The organism is Flavobacterium sp. A45, from assembly GCF_002001005.1.
Classification (GTDB): Bacteria; Bacteroidota; Bacteroidia; order Flavobacteriales; family Flavobacteriaceae; genus Flavobacterium.
Genome location: NZ_MUNX01000146.1, coordinates 70,537 through 92,728 on the forward strand (window position 1 = coordinate 70,537; position 22,192 = coordinate 92,728).

General features: G+C 37.1%; 11 protein-coding genes. All 11 read left to right on the forward strand.

Features of this window, described 5'->3' with window-relative positions; genetic code table 11:
* The first annotated feature begins 2 nt into the window (after nucleotides 1–2).
* Nucleotides 3–1,325, forward strand: coding sequence for a xylose isomerase (gene xylA, locus B0E44_RS16800; RefSeq protein WP_077377926.1), 1,323 nt, complete (start codon nucleotides 3–5; stop codon nucleotides 1,323–1,325).
* Nucleotides 1,326–1,374: 49 nt separating this feature from the next.
* Nucleotides 1,375–4,461 carry a TonB-dependent receptor gene (locus tag B0E44_RS16805; protein WP_077377929.1) on the forward strand — a complete coding sequence of 1,029 codons (3,087 nt, stop codon included), beginning with the start codon at nucleotides 1,375–1,377 and terminating at the stop codon, nucleotides 4,459–4,461.
* An 11-nt stretch (nucleotides 4,462–4,472) separates the two neighbouring features.
* Complete coding sequence (locus B0E44_RS16810; protein ID WP_077378375.1) at nucleotides 4,473–6,050, forward strand: RagB/SusD family nutrient uptake outer membrane protein; 1,578 nt, start codon at nucleotides 4,473–4,475, stop codon at nucleotides 6,048–6,050.
* A 23-nt stretch (nucleotides 6,051–6,073) separates the two neighbouring features.
* Nucleotides 6,074–6,919: a hypothetical protein gene (locus tag B0E44_RS16815; protein ID WP_077377932.1), complete on the forward strand. Its 846-nt coding sequence runs from the start codon at nucleotides 6,074–6,076 to the stop codon at nucleotides 6,917–6,919.
* Nucleotides 6,920–7,153: 234 nt separating this feature from the next.
* Nucleotides 7,154–9,640: a glycoside hydrolase family 2 gene (locus tag B0E44_RS16820; protein WP_077377935.1), complete on the forward strand. Its 2,487-nt coding sequence runs from the start codon at nucleotides 7,154–7,156 to the stop codon at nucleotides 9,638–9,640.
* Between the two features lie 29 nt (nucleotides 9,641–9,669).
* On the forward strand, nucleotides 9,670–12,069 hold the full coding sequence (locus B0E44_RS16825) for an alpha-xylosidase (RefSeq protein ID WP_077377937.1): 2,400 nt from the start codon (nucleotides 9,670–9,672) through the stop codon (nucleotides 12,067–12,069).
* A gap of 87 nt (nucleotides 12,070–12,156) precedes the next feature.
* Nucleotides 12,157–14,163 carry a glycoside hydrolase family 97 protein gene (locus B0E44_RS16830; protein ID WP_077377940.1) on the forward strand — a complete coding sequence of 669 codons (2,007 nt, stop codon included), beginning with the start codon at nucleotides 12,157–12,159 and terminating at the stop codon, nucleotides 14,161–14,163.
* Between the two features lie 300 nt (nucleotides 14,164–14,463).
* Entirely contained in the window at nucleotides 14,464–16,623 is a 2,160-nt protein-coding gene (locus tag B0E44_RS16840) for a glycoside hydrolase family 3 C-terminal domain-containing protein (protein WP_077377946.1), read from the forward strand.
* A gap of 6 nt (nucleotides 16,624–16,629) precedes the next feature.
* Nucleotides 16,630–18,204 (forward strand): glycoside hydrolase, encoded by a 1,575-nt coding sequence (locus B0E44_RS16845; protein ID WP_077377949.1) that lies wholly within the window; start codon nucleotides 16,630–16,632, stop codon nucleotides 18,202–18,204.
* A 133-nt stretch (nucleotides 18,205–18,337) separates the two neighbouring features.
* Nucleotides 18,338–20,572, forward strand: coding sequence for a glycoside hydrolase family 3 C-terminal domain-containing protein (locus tag B0E44_RS16850; RefSeq protein ID WP_077377953.1), 2,235 nt, complete (start codon nucleotides 18,338–18,340; stop codon nucleotides 20,570–20,572).
* A gap of 93 nt (nucleotides 20,573–20,665) precedes the next feature.
* Nucleotides 20,666–22,174 carry a cellulase family glycosylhydrolase gene (locus B0E44_RS16855; RefSeq protein WP_077377956.1) on the forward strand — a complete coding sequence of 503 codons (1,509 nt, stop codon included), beginning with the start codon at nucleotides 20,666–20,668 and terminating at the stop codon, nucleotides 22,172–22,174.
* Nucleotides 22,175–22,192: the final 18 nt, after the last annotated feature.

The window sequence follows — 22,192 nt, forward strand, 5'->3', positions numbered from 1 at the left end:
TAATGAGCACAACAAAACAATCTTATTTTGAGAACATCGATACCATAAAATTTGAAGGTAGAGAAAGTACGAATCCGTTAGCTTTCAAATGGTATGATGCAAATCGCGTAGTAGCCGGTAAAACGTTAAAAGAGCATTTGCGTTTTTCTATGGCTTACTGGCACACCTTATGTAACACAGGAGGTGACCCTTTTGGTGCAGGAACTGAAACATTTGAATGGAATAAAAGCGAAGATGTTATTCAACGTGCCAAAGATAAAATGGATGCAGCTTTTGAATTCATGAGTAAACTGGGTATACCGTATTACTGTTTTCATGACATTGATATGGTAGACGATGCGCCTACTTTGGAAGAATTTGAAACTCGTGTAAAAGCATTGGTGGCTTATGCAAAAATCAAGCAGAAAGAAACAGGAATCAAATTGTTATGGGGAACTTCAAACTTATTTAGCAATCCTCGCTATATGAATGGAGCTTCTACCAATCCAAATTTTGATGTAGTGGCTTATGCTGCAGCCCAAGCCAAAATTGCGATTGACGCAACGATTGCTTTAGGAGGAGAAAATTATGTATTCTGGGGTGGTAGAGAAGGATATATGAGTCTTTTGAATACTGATATGAAAAGAGAATTGGAACATATGGGACGTTTCTTGACTATTTGTAGAGACTATGCCCGCAAACAAGGTTTCAAAGGAACTTTCCTTATTGAGCCAAAGCCAATGGAACCGATGAAACATCAGTATGATTTTGATGCGGCTACAACTTTAGGATTTCTTCACAAACATGGACTTCAAAATGATTTCAAATTAAATTTAGAAGTAAATCACGCAACTCTTGCAGGACATTCTTTCGAACATGAATTACAAGTGGCTGTAGATGCTGGAATGTTGGGAAGTATTGATGCCAATCGTGGAGACTATCAAAACGGATGGGATACGGATCAATTCCCTATTGATGTTTTCGAAATTACCCAATCTATGTTGTTGATTTTAGAAGGCGGAGGAATTCAAGGCGGAGGAATCAACTTTGATGCAAAAGTGAGAAGAAATTCGATCGATATCGATGATAAATTTATTGCTCATATTGCAGGAATGGATGTTTTTGCCAGAGGACTTATCTGTGCAGACCATATTTTAAAAAATACAAACTATAAAGAATTACGCCAAAAGCGTTACGGATCATTTGACGGTGATAACGGAGCCAAGTTTGAAAGAGGAGAGCTCTCTCTAGAAGATCTTAGTGCCATTGCCCGTGCAAAAGGAGAGCCTCAACAAATAAGTGGAAAACAAGAATTATTTGAACAAATTATTGCCAATGCTTTTTAAAATAAATTCAAAACATTACTAACACAAAATAACCAATTCTTAAATTATTATGAAAAGAAAATATTGTACATCGACAATGCTTCCCTTTTGTATGTCACTCCTGTTTAGCGTTTTTATGCTGCAGTCGGGTTTTGCACAACAGAAATCGCTTTCTGTTACTGGGAAGGTAACTTCTAAAAGTGATGGCGTGGGTATTCCCGGCGCAAATATTACTGTAGAAGGAGGAGGAGCAAGTACATCGACGGATTTTGACGGTACTTATAAAATTACTGTAAAATCAGATGACGTATTAAAAATTACTGTTTTGGGGTACAGAACCCAAAATATTTCGGTTAATAATCAATCGATTATTAATGTTGCCTTACAAACAGAAACTTCAGACCTTAAAGAGGTAGTTGTTATCGGGTACGGAACACAGAAGAAGAAAGTTTCTACAGCTGCGACTTCAGTAGTTTCGGCCAAGGATATTCAAGCTGTTGCCGTTGGGGACGTAGTGAATGCTTTGCAGGGGCAAAGTTCGGGTGTTAATGTTACCTCTTCTTCTGGACAACCAGGAGCGGGAATGGTAATCAACATTCGTGGGGTAGGAACTGCAGGAAACAATTCTCCGCTATATGTTGTAGACGGTGTGGTTGTCGATAATGGTATTGGATATTTGGATCCGTCTTCTATTGAAAGAGTCGATGTCCTAAAAGATGCAGCGGCAGCTTCTATTTATGGAGCTAGAGCAGCCAATGGTGTTGTATTGGTAACAACCAGAAAAGGAAAAGACGGTAAAATGAATGTAGCATTGAGTTCATACACAGGATTCCAACAAGTAGCCAAAAAACTAGATTTGTTGAATACTCAAGAGTATACTACTATTATGAATGAAGCAAGAGTAAACTCAGGACTTTCTCCTTTGTACACTCCAGCACAAATCGCCTCTTTCCCAAATCACGATTGGCAGGAAGATTTGTTTAATGAAGGGGCTATGAAACAAAATCACTCTTTATTGATTACAGGTGGTGATAAAAAATCAACTATTGCAACTGGATTGTCATATTATGGTCAAGACGGACTTATTGGTAGTCAAAATAATCAATCTAAATATGGTCGTACCACTTTTACTGTAAATTCAACTTCAGAGGTTATCGAAAACCATTTGAAAATAGGAGAGAATTTCTCTTATGCAAATATCGAAAGTAGCGGTGTTTCTGATCAAGGAATTTATAGTAACAGTATCAGAGGATTTTTGAATGCAGCGCCAATAGATGCAGCTTATGACTCGAATGGGGATTTTGCACATTCTATTATTGCCTCAGATATCAGTAATCCACTTGGGTCATTGTATTACAACAATTTTAATGAAAATAAAATTGACCGTTTTGTAGGTAACATTTTTGCGGAAGCGAAATTTTTGAAAAACTTTACATTCAGAACTAGTTTTGGTGTAGATATTACAGATAGTGCTTATCGTTCATTTACTCCGGTATATTCACTTTCTTCTAACAATAATACGACGGTATCTAGTGTAACCCAAAGTTCAAATAAAGGGTTGGGTTGGTTATTCGAGAACACGTTGCAATACAAAGTATCTTTAAATGATGTTCACCATTTTGATGTATTGGTTGGAACGTCAGCAAAGGAAAACACTTCAGAATATATGAGTGGTACGGGTAAAGATTTGAATTTTGATGATTTTGAGCATGCTTATTTGAGTAATGCTACAGACCAAACTTCAAATACGGTATCTGGAGGACGTTATGATTACAATATGCAATCTTATTTTGGACGTTTATTGTATGATTATGACAATAAATATTTATTCTCAGCTACAATACGTAGAGACGGTTCTTCCAATTTTGGACCAAATAACCAATATGCAGTATTCCCAGCGTTTTCAGCTGGTTGGAATATTGATAAAGAAAGTTTCTTCCCAGAAAACGATGTGGTAACCAATCTTAAACTTAGAGGGAGCTGGGGACAAAACGGGAATGATCAATTTGCTAAGCAATTTGCTTATATGTCAACGATAAGTTCTTATGACAAAAACTATCACTTTGGTACAACTGATGAAACATTGCAAGTGGGATCTAGCCCAGATGCGATTTCTAATCCTGATTTGAAATGGGAAACATCTGAGCAACTGGATTTAGGATTTGATCTTACTTTGTTTTCTTCATTGACTTTTACTTTTGATTATTATGATAAAACAACCAAAGATTGGTTAGTACAAGCTTCGGTTCCGGATATCGCAGGAGCTACAGCGCCTTTTATCAATGGTGGTGATATCAATAACAAAGGATTGGAATTTGGTTTAGGTTATAGAACAAACTTCGGAAAGGATTGGACTTTCTCAGCAAATGCAAATGCTTCTTTCAACAAAAACGAAGTACTTAGAATTGCTAATGCTGAAGGAATCATTCACGGGGATTCAAATTTGTTGTTCCAAGGAATGGATGAAATCAACAGAGTTGAAGTTGGAAAACCAATTGGGTATTTCTACGGATTAAAAACAGACGGAATTTTTCAAAATGCATCTGAGCTAACTTCTGTTCAGCCGAATGCACAGCCTGGAGACGTTCGTTTTGTGGATCTAGATGGTAATGGAAAAATCGATGCCAATGACAAAACCGAAATTGGAGATCCAAATCCTGATTTTACTTATGGTTTCAATATGGATATATCTTATAAAGCGTTTGATTTCTCTATTTACACTTATGGTGTGGCAGGAAGCCAAAATGTTTTTGGAGTTCATGATTATACTCGTGCCTATAATAATTACACAACTAGCATCTTAGGCAGATGGACAACTGAAGGTACTTCAAACAGTATTCCAAGAGCTACTTACGGTACAGATGCCAATGGAAATTACACGAAATTCTCTGATTTGTATGTTCAAAATGCTGATTTCTTCAGAATTAAATCGGCTACTTTGGGTTGTGATTTGACAAAATTAACAGACAACCTTAATTTCTTCAGCAAGTTCAGACTTTATGTAGCGGCAAATAACTTATTTACGTTTACAAAATACCAAGGAATGGATCCAGAAATTGGATTTGGAAACAGTAACCAATCATGGGCCAAAGGTATTGACGTAGGATTCTATCCACAGCCAAGAACATACATGTTGGGTCTTAATGTTAACTTTTAAAAATGAAACCGATGAAAAAATATATAAAACTATTTGCAGTTTCGAGCTTATTCGTATTGGCGGCATGTTCCAATGATTTTTTGGAAAACGAACCCTATACCGAAAAAGTAACCGAGAATTTTTATAAAACACCAAAAGATGCTTACGAAGGACTTGTTGCCATTTATGACATATTACAGCGTGAAGCTTACGGTGGGCCTTTATTGATAAGCGAACAAGCTTCGGACAATTGTTTTGGAGGATATGGAATCGCTGATGCTCAAGGGGATGTAGAATGGGATCGTTTTTTATATGTGTCAGACAAGGACATGAATAAAGATGCATGGAAAATACCTTATCAAGGAATTTATAGAGCAAATATCCTGTTAGAAAATTTGGATAAAATAGATTGGGGAACCGATACTGCATTGAAAACAAAATACGAAGCAGAAGCCCGTTTTTTAAGAGCTCATTTTCATTTTCAATTGGCCAAAATGTTTGGAGACATTGTACCATTAGACAAAACAATAACTTCAGCCGAATTTTATTCTCCAAGAGCGACTCCAGAAGTAACGTATGCATTAATTGCTAACGATTTAAAATTTGCTGCTGATAATTTAGGTAGCGATAACTATTCACAACCTGGAAATGCTAATTATGGTCGCATTACTAAATGGGCCGCTGAAGCTTACCTTGCAAGAACATTTTTGTTCTATACGGATTATTATAAAAAAGCGGATTTAGCGGGTGTAGTTTCCAAAGCGCAAGCAGTAACTTATATCAATGATGCTGTAAATAATAGTGGACATGCTCTAGTAGCCGATTTTGCTCACTTATGGCTTGCAGCTTCTCTAGAAAATTTTGCTGGCGAAGGAAATACTGAAATAGTTTGGGCTGTTCGTTTCAACGGATCAGGTAAAGGAGATTGGAATCTGCACGAAGGAAACCGTTTCCAGGTAAATATTGCTCCTCGTGGTGGTACTATAGGACAATACGGAACAGGATGGGGTGGCGCCACTGTTAATCCTAAACTGTATAATGCTTATGGAGCAGGGGATACTCGTAGAGATGCTACGATTATTAATTTCTCTGGAGAAGGTTTGAATTTTGATGCTCAAGCTAGAGAACAACGTCAGTATACAGGTTATGCATGGAAAAAATATTGTCCAATTACCGATGCAGCTGGAAAAGCTATTGTAGAGATCAATGGAGGAAATTTCCAAATTGATAACTATCAAGATTTAGCTGTAATTCGTTTTTCGGATGTGCTATTGATGGCATCAGAACTTAATTTAGGAACTAATGATGGTTTTGCTCAAACGTGTCTTGATCGAGTACGTGACCGTGCTTATAAAGATGCAACACATCGTATAGTAGTTTCTAAAACAGTAATTATGGAGGAACGCCGTTTGGAGTTGGCTCTTGAAGGACAACGCTATTTTGATTTAATCAGACAAGGAACTGCAGTAGCCAAAGCTGCCATTGACAATGTTGATGCCGATCCTCAGTTTAATATCACTTTTAGACCAGAAACATTGGGTTGGTTCCCATTACCTCAATCTCAAGTCGTGCTTTCAAACGGGGCAATGTCTCAAAACCCAGGTTGGTAATTTAACTAATAAAAAAAGAAACTATGAAACGTAAACTATATATACTTGTAGCTGCAATGGCTCTGGGTTCAGTTTTTTCTTGTGAACCTATTGAAGATCGCGATAGCCTTCCGGCAATAACTTATACCGAAGCCACACTTAATCATACCGAAGTTGTATCAGAGAATACACTGGTTATGACAAATAATGACAAAGATGTTACTCCTTACTGGTCAGTTACTGATGCGGCGGGAACAGAGATTGGACATTTTAATGCTAATTCCTCTTCTGTGACAATTCCTTTTAAAGGGACTTACACAGTAACTTATACTGCTTATACAAGAGGTGGAGCTTTATATACTCAACCAAAAACGATAACTATTGCCAAAACTGATTTGTCGTCTATTACTACTGATCCAAAGTGGGCAATGCTAACCAATGGAGCTGCAGGAAAAACTTGGGTACTAAACATGGCCAACCCTATGGGATGGGCAGGATTAGAATATCCAGGTACATCTGGCGATAACTGGAATTGGTTTCCTGATTATGCGAGTAACAGTTGGGTAATGGAAAACAAAGATTGGGGCGAAATGCACTTTGACCTTAATGAGGCTTATAATGTTTCCGTAAAACAAACCGCAATTGTAGGTACTTCTCAGACAAACAAGTCAGGAACTTTTGTGTTTGACATCCCAAATAATAAATTAGTTTTTAATGGAGGAGTAGAGATGCTTTATGGTGGGGATTATTATGCAGATGTTAGTAATTGGACTTCTGTACACGTTATTAAAATTACTGAGACTGAACTGGAGTTAGGAGTGGTTCGTGACCAAAGTAGAACTGGAGAAGGGAAATGTCAAATCGTTTTCCGTTACAAACCAAAGCCATAATAGAATGATTATTTAGGTTAATGCAGTTTTTGGGTTTTGAAATGGGTTTTGCAACATCAAGAGATAGGATTCATACACTAGCTCTTGATGCCAATCCCAAAATGACAAGTATCGATTTTAAAATTGAAACATGATTTAGAACTAAAAGTAATAATAATGTATCGATAAGTAGTGTTATTTAAACACTTATCGGTACATTTATATTCCTTTAAAAAAAATAGAATTTTTAGAAAAATGAAAAAAATAAGCGATTTTATACAAGTGTTGGCATTATTGGGAATTACAGTTCTAGTAATGTCCTATACTGGCAAAGAAAAGGGAACTGTTCCCAATTCTAGAAAAGTGGCTTTCAATTCAAATTGGAGTTTTCACTTAAACGACAGTATAAAAGACAAAGATACAATCAGCAATTCTACAGCTTGGAGAACATTAAATTTGCCGCATGATTGGGGTGTTGAAGGGAAATTTGACGAAAAAAGTCCAGCTGGTTATGGCGGAGGCGCTCTTAACGGAGGCTTAGGGTGGTATAAAAAAACATTTAAGATTGCTATTGAGAATAAAGAAAAAATTACTTCAATCATTTTTGATGGAGTTTATAAAAACAGCCAAGTCTGGATAAATGGTCACTATCTTGGCAAACGCCCAAATGGGTATCTTGGTTTTCAATATGACCTTTCTCGGTATTTGAATTACGGAGATAAAAACAATGAAATTATTGTTAAGGTTGACAATTCAAAACAACCTAATTCACGCTGGTATTCCGGTTCAGGGATATTTAGAAATGTATGGTTGGAAACAACAGATAAATTACATGTTGATCAGTGGGGAACTTACATTACAACCCCGAAAGTTACTGCCTATAAAGCTTCGGTAAATATTGAAACTATGATTAAAAATCAAAATTCAGTTTCTAAAAATGCAATAGTAACTACTACTATTTTAAAAAATGACACTAAAGTAACATCTGTTACTCAAAATATAGCAATCGCAGCAAACGCAAATCAAGTTCTTAATCAAAATGTTTTGGTTAATAATCCTGTTTTATGGTCTGATGAAAAACCAGAACAATACACTTCGGTTACAACAATTAGCGTAGACAGCAAGATTGTTGATGAATACAAAACAGACTTCGGAATTAGATACTTCAAATTTGACCTAAACAAAGGGTTTCTTTTAAACGGAAAACAAGTCAAAATCAAAGGGGTTTGTATGCACCATGATTTAGGGCCATTAGGTTCTGCAATCAACACAAGAGCCATCGAACGCCAGTTAGAAATTCTTAAAGGAATGGGGGTAAACGGAATTAGAACTTCTCATAATCCGCCTGCTCCAGAGCTTTTAAACCTTTGCGACAAAATGGGTTTTATCGTTATGGACGAAGCATTTGACATGTGGAAAAAAGCCAAAACCAAATACGATTACAGCCTTGACTGGGATCAGTGGCATGTTAGAGATCTACAGGATCAAATCCTTAGAGACCGAAACCATCCCAGCATTTTTATGTGGAGTATCGGAAACGAAATTCCAGAACAATGGAGTGATGAAGGCCCAGTAATTGCGAAAGAATTATCCGCAATTGTAAAAAAGTTGGACACTACAAGGTTGGTTACTGCTGGAATGAATCCTGCCGTTAATATGGATATTGATGCCGTAACACTGCAATTTGAAAAGTCTAAAACCTATTTCAATAAATTAGCAACTTCGGGAGCTTTGGATATTATAGGCTATAATTATGCACATCAAACTTTTGAGCACCATCAAAAAAACTTTCCTAATGTCCCTTTCATAGCAACCGAAACGACTTCTGCTCTTGAAACACGTGGTTATTATGATGCGGTTTCGGATCAGATTAAGAAATGGCCGGTAAGATGGGATCTTAAATTCACCGATGGAAATCCAGGAAACACCGTTTCGGCTTACGATCAAGTGCAAGCGCCTTGGGGTTCAACCCACGAAGCGACTTGGAAAGTGATGAAAAAACACGATTTCCTTGCAGGAATGTACATTTGGACTGGATTCGATTACATTGGAGAACCAACTCCTTACGAATGGCCGTCTATCAGTTCGTATTTTGGAATTGTGGATTTAGCTGGTTTCCCGAAAGATGTTTATTATATGTACCAAAGCGAATGGACAAACAAAACGGTTCTTCACATCTTCCCGCATTGGAATTGGACAGCAGGACAAAATGTAGATGTTTGGGCTTATTACAATAATGCTGATGAGGTTGAATTGTTCTTAAATGGAAAATCAGTTGGCATCCAAAGTAAAAAAGGTGACGATTTGCATGTAATGTGGAGAATTCCTTTTCAGCCAGGAACTTTAAAAGCTGTTTCTCGTAAAAATGGAAAGACAGTTTTAGAATCCGAAATAAAAACAGCTGGAGAGCCGGCAACTTTTAAATTGTCTGCAGATAGACCAACTATCAAAGCTGACGGAAATGATTTGTCTTTCGTAACTGTAGATATCACTGATGCAAATGGGGTGCTTTCGCCAAATGCCAATAACGAAATTCAATTTTCATTAAAAGGAAACGGAACAATCGTAGGAGTTTGCAGCGGAGATCCTGTTAGTCATGAATCGTATAAAGGTTCAAAACACACTGCGCTTAACGGAAAATGTTTAGTTGTTGTTCAGTCGGGTACCAAAAGCGGTAAAATAGAATTAACAGCTCAAGCAAATGGTTTAAAACAAAAGACAATTGTAATTACCACCAAATAAATATTAACTAATAACCAAAAATAAACACAATGAAGAAAATACAGATAGCTTCCTTATCGCTTTTTATGGGATTTGGTTTGTTGCTTTCGCCAAAAGCTTCGGCACAGATTCAAAATGCGGATGTGTTAAACGCACCAATAGATATCAGTAAGGATTTTGAGAATTATTTGAATACCTTTTATTTTGCTGATGAGTTAGCTAGTTTTGATCCTGCAACAGGAAAAGGAACTATAAAATATTTGCGTTACAATTATCAAACACGTCAGGCTTTCAACAATATGATGATGAAGCCGGCTGTTGTTCCTGCCAATGAATTTCCAACAACGGAGTATGAAGTTTCTCCTGAATTGCCTTTTGAAATTCAGTTTGTATCGGATCGTTCCATTCGTATCAAAACGACTTCTGGACCACAATTTCATCCACAAAAAGAATCATTGATGTTGGTTGACGGAGTTGCTCCGAATCACCCGGAATTATGGAAATCTTCTAAAATCGAAGGCGGTTATAAATACACGAGTAAACATGGTACTGTCGAGATTTTGTCAAAACCATGGCATGTGAAAATTTATGACGAAAAAGGAAAATTACTAACGAGTACGCTTCATAATTCTGATTTCGCAAACGGATATACACCATCACTTCCTTTTTCATTTGTGCGCAGAAACAGTGATTATTCTAGAAGTATGGGAGCTGCTTTTAGTTTAGAACCTGACGAAAAAATATTTGGTTGCGGGGAATCTTTCACTCAATTTAACAAAAGAGGTCAAAAGGTAGTTTTATGGACAGATGATGCCAATGGTATTCAAAACGAAACTATGTACAAGCCGGTTCCGTTTTATATGAGCAGCCGTGGGTACGGAGTTTTCATGCACCATTCAACACCTATTACAGTTGACTTTGGAAGATATTTTGGAAGTGCCAATGAAATGTACATTGGAGATGATGAAGCCGATTTGTTTTTCTTCATCGGAGAACCAAAAGAAATATTGGATGAATATACCAACTTAACAGGAAAAGCTGCAATGCCACCGCTTTGGTCATTCGGTTTCTGGATGAGCCGTATTACTTATTTCTCTGAAAAAGAAGGCCGTCAAGTAGCTAAAGATTTACGTGCTTACAAAATCCCAACAGATGTAATTCACTTTGATACAGGCTGGTTTGATGTAGATTGGAGAAACAACTATGAGTTTGCTAAATCTCGTTTTCCTGATGCTCAAAAAATGATGTCAGATTTGAAAGACGATGGATACCATGTGTGTTTATGGCAATTGCCTTACTTCACTCCAAAGAATACATTGTTCAATGAAATCATGGACAAAAATTTGGCAGTAAGAGACCGCAAAGGAAATCTTCCTTATGAAGATGCTGTATTGGATTTCTCAAATCCTGAAACAGTAACTTGGTATCAAGGAAAATTGAAAAAATTATTTGACCAAGGAGTTTCTGTTTTCAAAGTAGATTTTGGAGAAGCTGCACCGCCAGAAGGAATTTACCATTCAGGACGCACTGGTTTCTACGAGCATAATTTATACCCATTGCGTTACAACAAAGCGGTTGCCGAAATTACTCAAAAAGAAAAAGGATATACTTTAATCTGGGCTAGAAGTACTTGGGCTGGTAGCCAGCGTTACCCGTTACATTGGGGTGGAGATGCCGAAACAAGCAATGGAGCAATGTCAGCCGAATTAAGAGGAGGACTTTCATTAGGATTAAGCGGTTTCAGTTTCTGGAGTCATGACGTAGGAGGATTTGCAACCAAAGCACCTGAGAATTTATATAGAAGATGGACACCGTTCGGGATGTTTACTTCACACGTAAGAAGCCATGGAGAGCCTCCGCGCGAACCTTGGTTGTACAGCAAAGACTTCTTGGAAGGATTTAGAAAAGCAGATAATATGCGTTACGAATTAATGCCATATATCTATGCTCAGGCTAAAGAAAGTTCTCTAAAAGGATTGCCAATGATGCGTGCTTTGTTTTTGGAATATCCAAATGATCCAGGAGCTTGGTTAGTAGATAACGAGTATTTATTTGGTTCAAGTATTTTGGTAGCACCGCTTTTTGAAGAGGTAACCGAAAGAGATGTTTACCTTCCTGAGGGAACTTGGATTGATTACCAAACAAAAAAAGTGTACAAAGGCGGATGGCATAAAATCCAAGCTGGCGAAGTACCAATCGTAGTTTTAGTAAAAGACGGAACTGCACTTCCTCATATTGGTTTGGCTCAGTCAACCAAAGATATGGATTGGAGCAAATTGACTTTAAAAGTTTATGCATCTGATGCTACAACAACTGCTACTGCAAAAGTTTTCTTGCCAGAAAGCGATGCAGTACAAACAATTACTGTTTCCAAAAAAGGAAACAGCTTTGAAACAACATCAAATCCATTAACTGGAAAAACCACTTTCAAAACGGAGTGGATAAAATAATTAAGTTGAGTTTTGTTTAGATTGAAAATCGGGGGAAGGTAAGTTAGTGCTTCCCCCTATTTTAAAAAATATATTAAAAAAAATACCATGTTAAAAAAAATCATACTTCCGGCATTTTTAGCAGCACTGACAGTTGTTGGTACTGTACAGGCTCAAAAGAGCAAATCTTACGAACTGGCTTCTCCAGGAGGGATAAACAAAATTAAATTTAACCTAGATAAAACAGCTCCAAAATATGAAGTTTCACACGGGAAAACCCAAGTGATTACTCCATCGGATATGGGTTTTACGTTAAAAAACAATGATGACTTCAGTTCAAATTTTGAAGTGGTTGATGTAAAAAATACATCTTTTGATGAAACTTGGGAACAGGTTTGGGGAGAAAAGAAAAAAATAAGAAACCACTACAATCAAATGGTGGTGCAGTTACAGCAAAAAAACAGCGCAAAGCGCAAACTGGAAATTCAGTTCCGTGCTTACGATGACGGAATTGCTTTTAGATATGTGTACCCAAATCAAGGAACGAAAGACAGTATTTTCATCATGGATGAAAAAACGACTTTCAATCTAAAAGAGGAAGGAAAAGCGTGGTGGATTCCAGCTTATAAAGAAAATCGTTATGAGTATTTATATCAACAATCAAGCATAAACGCGATTGACACTGTTCATACACCATTAACAATCGAAAGCAAAAGCGGATTGAAATTAAGTTTTCACGAAGCAAATTTGATTGATTACGCAAGCACAACATTGGTAAACAACACGGGAACACAATTAAAAACTGACTTGGTGCCTTGGGCTGATGGGGTGAAAGTAAGAGTAAAAGACGCATTCACTTCTTCTTGGAGAACTATTCAAATTGGTGAAAAATCAGGAGATTTAATCGATTCTTATTTGATTCTAAATCTAAATGAGCCTAACAAAATGGGTAATCCATCCTATGTAAAACCATATAAATACTTCGGAATTTGGTGGGGAATGCATATTGGGAAATATACTTTTTGGGAAAGCGACAAACAAGGAGCTACCACTAAAAATGCAAAAGAATACATTGATTTTACTGCCAAAGAAGGTCTCCATCATTTACTGATAGAAGGATGGAACAAAGGTTGGACACCAGCTTGGTATGAAAACCACATGCACATGTTCAGCTTCACGAAAAGCGCTGATAATTTCGATTTAGAAAAAGTAGTTGAATACGGAAAACAAAAAGATGTAGAACTTATTGGATACCATGAAACGGGTTCGAATTTGATTAACTATTTGAAACAAATTGACGAAGGTTTTGCATTGTACAAAAAATTAGGAATCCACACCGTGAAAATCGGTCACGTAGGTTCAAAATTAAACATGAAAGAATGGCACCACGGACAATTTGGAGTAAATTATTTCAGATACGTTTTGCAAAAAGCAGCTGAATATGATTTGGCAGTTTTCTATCACGAACCAATAAAAGATACTGGAGAACGCAGAACCTACCCAAATATGTTGGCTAGAGAAGCAGCAAGAGGACAGGAATACAACGCATGGAGCGAAGGAAATCCACCAAACCACGTTGTTATTTTGCCATTTACCAGAATGTTGTCTGGGCCAATGGAATACACGCCTGGGGTTTTGGATGTAGAAATCAAACAAGGATATCCTGGAAAAAGAGTTCACGGTACAACAGCACAGCAATTGGCGATGTATGTAACTTTTTATTCGCCTATCCAAATGTTGGCCGACCTTCCTGAAAACTACGCAGTGCCAGGGTACCAATTCTTAAAAGACGTTCCAACGGATTGGGCAGACACTAAAGTTTTAAATGCCGAAATCGGAGAATACTTGACAACCGTTCGTAAAGACCAAAACAGTGAAGACTGGTATTTGGGAAGTATGACCAATGAAAAAAGTAGAGATTTAAAAATTTCATTGTCTTTCTTAGATCCAAGCGCCACTTACGAAGCGCAGATTTATGCTGATGCCAAAGGAACTGATGAAACTCATAATCCTCAAAGTGTTGCCATTACTAAACAAACAGTAAAAGCTTCGGATAATCTTGAATTGCATTTAGGAGGAGCTGGAGGAACAGCCATCCGATTCAAAAAACTATAAATTAAAAACACCCTCCCATTTTCTCAGGATGATGGGAGGGTTTATAAATATATTTTGGGCGTGTCCCAAGGGCCGGGCTATTCGTTGCAATCTTTTTTTATCCCGCAAAAAGGCGGGAAAAAAAAGGATTTCCACTGCTATCCCTCACGCAAATTCTATATTAATTAAGAAATTTTGTGCTTTATATGTAAATGAAAATCTGTGTAAATCTGCAAAATCTTCGTGCCAAAATGATACAGGAATCCTGTTTCTTAAAAATAAATAACCTTTAATATGAAAAGGCTTTAGTCAATAATTAAAATGAAAAAAATTATATTTTATTTATTCTTTATATTATTTGTTGTGCCTCTTTTGGCGCAAAAAAAACAGCAATATCCTTTTCAGAACCCCAATTTGGAAACCGAAAAACGTATAGACAATCTTTTGTTTCTAATGACTCTGGAGGAAAAAGTAGCGGTATTAAGCACTAATCCTTCTGTTCCAAGATTGGGAGTAGTTGGTACGGGTCATGTGGAAGGATTACACGGATTAGCACTTGGCGGTCCAGGCGAATGGGGAGGAAAAGGAAAAGAACCTTTAACTACAACCACTTTTTCGCAAGCTTATGGTTTAGGAGAAACTTGGGATGTCGATTTGATTCAGAAAGTAGCTCAAGTGGAAGGATTTGAAGCTCGTTTTGCTTTTCAAAAATACAATCGTGGAGGCTTGGTAATCCGAGCTCCAAATGCAGATATTGCAAGAGATCCACGCTGGGGACGCACAGAAGAAAGTTATGGAGAGGATGCTTTTTTAAATGGAACGCTGACCGTTGCTTTTGTAAAAGGACTTCAGGGAAATCATCCAAAATATTGGCAGTCGGCTTCATTGATGAAACACTTTTTGGCAAACAGCAACGAAGACGGCAGAACCTACACTTCATCCGATTTTGATGAACGTCTTTGGAGAGAATATTATTCTGTTCCTTTCAGAATGGGAGTTATAGAGGGCGGTTCACGTGCCTATATGGCAGCGTACAACAAAGTAAACGGAATTCCAGCCACAGTACACCCGATGCTGAAAGACATTACTCAAAAAGAATGGGGACAAAACGGAATTATCTGTACTGATGGAGGCGCTTTCAAATTATTGCTTTCGGATCATAAATATTATGAAGATCAATATTTGGGGGCAGCCGCAGTTGTAAAAGCAGGAATCAATCAGTTTTTGGACGATTATAAAGAAGGAGTAAACGGAGCAATTGCCAAAGGATATTTAACCGAAAAAGATATTGAGGCTGAAATTCGAGGTAATTTCCGAGTGATGATAAAATTAGGAATGCTCGATGCTTCTGATGAAAATCCGTATGCAAAAATTGGTATCGGTAAAGACACAATAGATCCTTGGAAAAGGGAGGAACATAAAAGAATTGCATTAGAAGCAACTCAAAAATCAATTGTACTGCTTAAAAATGATTCAAAGTTTTTGCCTTTGCAAAAAGAAAAAATAAAAACGCTTGCCATAATTGGAACTCGTGCCGATCAGGTGCTTTTGGATTGGTATAGCGGAACACCTCCTTATACGGTAACTCCTTTGCAGGGAATTAAAAATAAATTAGGTTCAAATGTTGAAGTTTTATATGCAAAAAATAATGCAGACGGAAAAGCTGCTGCAATTGCTAAAAAAGCCGATGCAGTTATTGTGATAGTTGGAAATCATCCGGTTTGCAATGCTGGCTGGAACGATTGTCCGGTTCCGAGCGAAGGCAAAGAATCAGTTGACCGCCAGTCATTGACATTGGAACAGGAAGATTTAATCAAGATTGCTTATCAGGCGAATCCTAAAACGGTAGTTGCCTTAATCAGCAGTTTTCCGTACGCTATTAATTGGACGCAAGAACATGTTCCGGCTATTGTGCACATGGCACAAAACAGTCAGGAATTGGGAACTGCCCTTGCAGATGTTTTGTTTGGAGATTACAATCCCGCTGGTCGTTTAACACAGACTTGGGTAAAAGACATCACTGATTTACCTGATTTATTGGATTATAATATTCGCAACGGAAGAACCTATCAGTATTTTAAAGGAAAACCTTTGTATGCTTTTGGCCACGGATTAAGTTACACGACTTTTAAGTACAATTCGATAAAAATCAATTCAGAAACGATTACCAGTAATGGCGATCTAAAAGTTACGGTTTCAATCACAAATTCTGGAAATACAGACGGCGACGAAGTAGTTCAATTATATGTTAAACATTTGGATTCAAAAGTTGAGCGTCCTGAAAAAGAGCTGAAGGCATTTCAAAGAGTATTTTTTAAAGCAGGAGAAACGAAAGACGTTTTATTAACTGTCAGAGCCAAAGATTTACAATATTGGAATGTCGCAAAACAACAATTTGAGTTAGAAAAGAATACGATTGAACTGCAGATTGGATCAGCTTCGGATGTAATTCATTTAAGCAAAAAGATAAATGTAAAATAATAATATATGAGGAAAAATTTATTACTACTGATTGTTTTATGCTGTCTAAACAATGTTTCAACGTTTGGACAAAATAATTCAGATAACAGAACTATAAAGGTTAATTATAATGATGTTAGCGGGAAAATGAACACCATGTTCAAAGAATGTATCGGTGCCGGACGAGCAAATGAAGGACTGCGCGCCGATTGGCAGCAGCAATTGGCTTTGGTCAAAAAAGAATGTGATTTTAAATACATCCGTATGCATGGTTTATTGACTGATGATATGGCTGTGTATCGCGAGGATAATAAAGGAAATCCAGAATACAACTACCAGTATATTGATGCCTTGTATGATTTTCTTTTAAGTATAAATATCAAACCTTTTGTGGAATTAGGTTTTATGCCATCAGCATTAGCGAGCGGAAGTCAAACTATTTTTTGGTGGAAAGGAAATGTTACACCTCCAAAAGATTATAAAAAATGGGAAGATTTAATTCGCAATCTTACCGCTCATTTTACAGAACGCTACGGAGCCGATGAAGTAAAAACCTGGTATTTTGAAGTGTGGAATGAACCTAATCTTACACCTGGTTTTTGGACAGGAACACAGCAGGAATATTTTAAATTATATGAGTCTGCTGCAAAAGCTGTCAAAAGCGTAAATCCTGCTTATAAAGTGGGTGGTCCTGCAACAGCCGGAGCGGCTTGGGTGCCGGAAACAATTGATTTTTGTTCTAAAAATAATGTGCCAATAGACTTTATTTCGACACATACGTATGGTGTTGGGCAAGGTTTTTTAGATGAATTTGGAGGCTCTGGAACGGTTTTGAGTAAAGAAGCATCAAGCGTGAGCGGAGATGTAATTAATTCGCGCAAGCAAATTTCGGCTTCCGCAAAACCCAATCTCGAATTGCATTATACCGAATGGAGTTCATCCTATACACCAGCCGACCCAATTCATGACAGTTACCATTCGGCGGCTTATATTCTTCAAAAATTAAAGCAAGTAGGAAATGCTGCAAATTCGATGTCTTATTGGGTTTTTACGGATATTTTCGAAGAGCCGGGACCTAGATTCACGCCTTTTCATGGAGGATTTGGTTTGTTGAACACTCAAGGTATTAAGAAACCAGCTTATTTTTCATATTCACTTTTGAATAAATTGGGAGAAAATGAGCTTAAAAATACGGATACTTCTTCTTGGGCTACTAAAAACGATAAGGGCGATGTGCAGGTTTTGTTTTGGGATTTTACTTACACTTTGCCAGATGCAATAAACAATCAGCAATATTATATAAAAGATTTACCTTCAAAATCCAAAGGAGAGGTTAAAATTGAAGTGGAAGGATTGAAAAAAGGGAAATACAATCTGGAGATTTATAAAGTCGGTTATAAAGTTAATGATGCTTTTGCAGATTATTTAGCGATGGGCAAACCTAGCCAATTAACTATTGAACAAGTAAAATCAATCAAGAAAAATAATAATGGTGAGCCAATTGCAATTGAGAAAATAAACATTGATGGCACAGGAAAGTTTAGTAAAACGTATAAGATAAATGAGAACGATGTTGTCTTTTTTAATTTTATAAAACAATAATCGCAAAAGGAAGTGTTCTGCTGAATCCTAATAGATCAATAAATAATTGTAAATAAATATAGTAACACCTATGGTTTGAACTTTTTTTGAGAAATCCAAAAAGGTTTAAGTCTAAAAATTAAATTATCTAATTATGAAAAATAAACTAATATACCTATCGGTAGCTATTGCATTCGTAGCTTTCACTTCCTGCAAGAATGAAGTGAGCGCTCAATCTGATTCAAACGAGACGAAAGGCTATGAGGGAAAGGAAATAACTGCTGAATTTGACGCAGAAATTGACAAATTGGTTGCTCAAATGACACTTGAGGAAAAAATTGGAATGTTGCATGGTAATAGTATGTTTACCAGTGGAGGGGTTAAACGTTTGGGTATTCCAGAATTAAAAATGGCTGACGGACCACTTGGAGTCCGTGAAGAAATTTCAAGAGATAATTGGTCGCCAGCGGGATTAACAAATGATTTTGCAACTTATTATCCAGCCGCCGGAGCTTTGGCCGCCACTTGGAACACTGAAATGGCTTACACTTTTGGTAATAGCGTGGGGCAGGAATTACGCGCAAGAGACAAAGACATGTTGCTTTCGCCTGCAATTAATATTGTAAGAACGCCGCTTGGAGGACGTACTTATGAATACTTAACAGAAGATCCTTTTTTAAACAAAAAAATGGCGGTGCCAATGGTAGTTGGTTTACAGGATAACGATGTAATGGCATGTGTAAAACACTTTGCTGCCAATAACCAGGAAACCAATCGCGATTTTGTGGATGTTCAAATTGATGAAAGAACTCTTCGCGAAATTTATTTACCTGCATTTGAATCTGCTGTAAAAGAAGGTAAGGCATACAGTATTATGGGAGCTTATAATAAGTTTAGAGGTGAGTATTTATGCGAGAACGATTATATGCTGAACAAAGTATTGCGTGATGAATGGGGCTTTAAAGGTATTGTAGTTTCGGATTGGGCTGCGGTGCATTCTACTGTAAAATCTTTAAATAACGGATTGGACATTGAAATGGGAACTCCAAAAAAGTTCAACGAATTTTTCTTGGCAGATAAATTAATCGCAGCCGCCAAAGCTGGTGAAGTTTCAGAAGCTGAAATTGATAAACATGTAAAACGAATATTACGCAGCTTGTTTCAAGTAAAAGCAATGGGAGGAAAAGATCGTGTGAAAGGCAGCATTGCAACCGAGGCACATTATCAAGATGCTTATAAAATTGCAGCAGAAGCAGTTGTTTTATTGAAGAACGAGAACAATGCATTGCCTTTAAAATTGGAGGACGTGAAATCCATTGCGGTAATTGGAAATAATGCGACGAAGAAAAATGCTTTGGGCGGATTTGGGGCCGGAGTAAAAACCAAAAGAGAGGTTACCCCTTTAGACGGATTAAAAAACAGGTTGCCATCTTCAATCAAAATTAATTATGCCGAAGGATATTTGGAACGTTATGATGAAAAAAATAAAGGAAATTTAGGGAACATAACATCAAATGGGCCTGTAACAATCGATAAGTTAGATCCAGCTAAATTAAAGGAAGCTATTGATGCCGCTAAAAATTCGGATGTAGCCATCATTTTTGCAGGATCAAACCGTGATTATGAAACCGAATCTTCAGACAGAAGTAGCCTTAAGTTACCATTTGGTCAAGAAGAATTGATTAAAAAAGTATTGGAAGTGAATCCAAAAACCATTGTAGTTATGGTTGCAGGCGCTCCTTTTGATATTGAAGAAATAAAAAACAAAACAAATGCTTTGGTTTGGAGCTGGTTCAACGGTTCTGAAGGAGGAAATGCTTTGGCAGATGTGTTGCTAGGAAAAATAAACCCATCGGGTAAATTGCCTTGGACAATGCCTAAAAAATTAATGGATTCTCCTGCTCACGCTACCAACAGTTTCCCCGGTGACAGAACAGTAAACTATGCCGAAGGAATTTTGGTAGGTTACCGTTGGTTTGACACCAAAAAAGTTGAGCCACTTTATCCTTTTGGATATGGATTATCGTATACCACTTTTGCTTTCGATAATGCTAAAACAGATAAGAAATCATACACTGTTGATGAAACAATTACAGTTTCATTAACGGTTAAAAACACTGGAAAAGTGGATGGAAAAGAAGTGGTTCAATTATATGCTTCTAAATCAGATTCAAAAATTACCCGAGCTGCCCAAGAATTAAAAGGATTCCAAAAAGTATTGGTTAAAACTGGAAATTCTGAAACGGTAACGATTAAAATTCCGGTAAAAGAGTTAGCCTATTATAATGTTGAAACAAAAAAATGGACGGTTGAGCCTGGAAATTATACTTTGAAATTAGGGAGTTCTTCTCGTGATATTAAAAAAGAAGTAAACGTAATCGTTAAGTAGTATTCGCATTTCTTATAATTTGAATTCAGAATCTGCAGTGGATTTTCATTGCGGATGCTGTATTAACTAACCATAAAAACCAAAATTGCGAAAATGAAAAAAAAAGTAAAAAATCGATTATTTATAACCCTTTTATGTGTTGTTTTTTTTGGTATTTTGGCTTGTAGTTCCGATTCAGGAACGGATAAAAAGCCAGAAACAATTACGATTTCAGCAGATGCCAGTAAAATTGATTTTCAAACAAAAGGGAATGCAGTTGCTGTAAAAGTTACCACTAATGCAACTGCTTGGACGGTTGCCACTTCAGATGCTAGTTGGATTCAGTTGAGTCAACTTTCTGGAGGGACAGGCACAACTTCATTTAATATAACAGCTTCGGAGAATACGACTGCTGCAACAAGAACAGCGGTAATTACAATTAGCACTAACCAAGTTGCATCGGTTCAAATTGCAGTTTCTCAGATTGGAGCTGCAGTTGTTTCAGGTTTGTACCCTAGCTATAATACTAGTCCAATTGCAGACGATGTGACTGGAATGGGAAGCACAGCTTCAGAACTGGCGGCTAAAATGAAGTTAGGCTGGAATATTGGTAATACATTGGAAGCAACTGGCGGAGAAACAGCTTGGGGAAACCCAAAAGTTACTAAAGCGCTGATTGATTTGGTTAAAGCAAATGGCTTTAATGCGATTCGGATTCCGTGTTCTTGGAATCAAAATTTAGCTAATTCAACTACTGCACAAATCAAAACCGAATGGCTGAATAGAGTAAAAGAAGTAGTTCAGTATTGTGTGGATAATGATATGTATGTTATTGTGAATATTCACTGGGATGGTGGATGGTTGGAAAACAACATTACCGATGCCAAGAAGTCAGAAAATAATGCCAAGCAAAAAGCCTTTTGGGAACAAATCGCTACTCATTTAAGAGGTTTTGATGAGCATTTACTTTTTGCCGGTGCCAATGAACCCAATGTTGAGAACGCAGCCCAAATGGCAGTTTTAACATCTTATCATCAAACATTTATTGATGCGGTACGTTCGACAGGAGGCAAAAATGCATTTCGTACTTTGATAGTTCAAGGGCCGTCAACAGATATCGAAAAAACCAATAAATTAATGACAGTTTTGCCAACGGATAAAACAGCTAACCGAATGATGGCTGAGGTTCATTATTATTCTCCTTGGAATTTTGGAGGTTTAACTAAAGATGAAACCTGGGGTAAAATGTTCTATTATTGGGGAGCAGGTTATCATTCTGCAATCGATACAGAGCGAAATGCAACCTGGGGTGAAGAAGCTGATTTGGAGAAAAACTTCAAATTAATGAAAACTCAATTTGTAGACAAAGGAATTCCTGTTGTATTAGGAGAGTTCGGCGCAATTCGTCGTACTACTTTAACTGGCGATGCTTTAACTTTACATCTGGCTTCAAGAGCTTATTATTTGAAAACAGTTGTGAAACAAGCTAAAGCAAATGGATTGTTACCTTTTTATTGGGATGAAGGAAGTTTGGGTGATAAAGGTTTTGGAATCTTTAAAAGAAGTGATAATACTGTATTTGATACTCAAGCTCTAAATGGATTGCTCGATGGATTGAAGTAACTTTGGAGTTATTAAGTT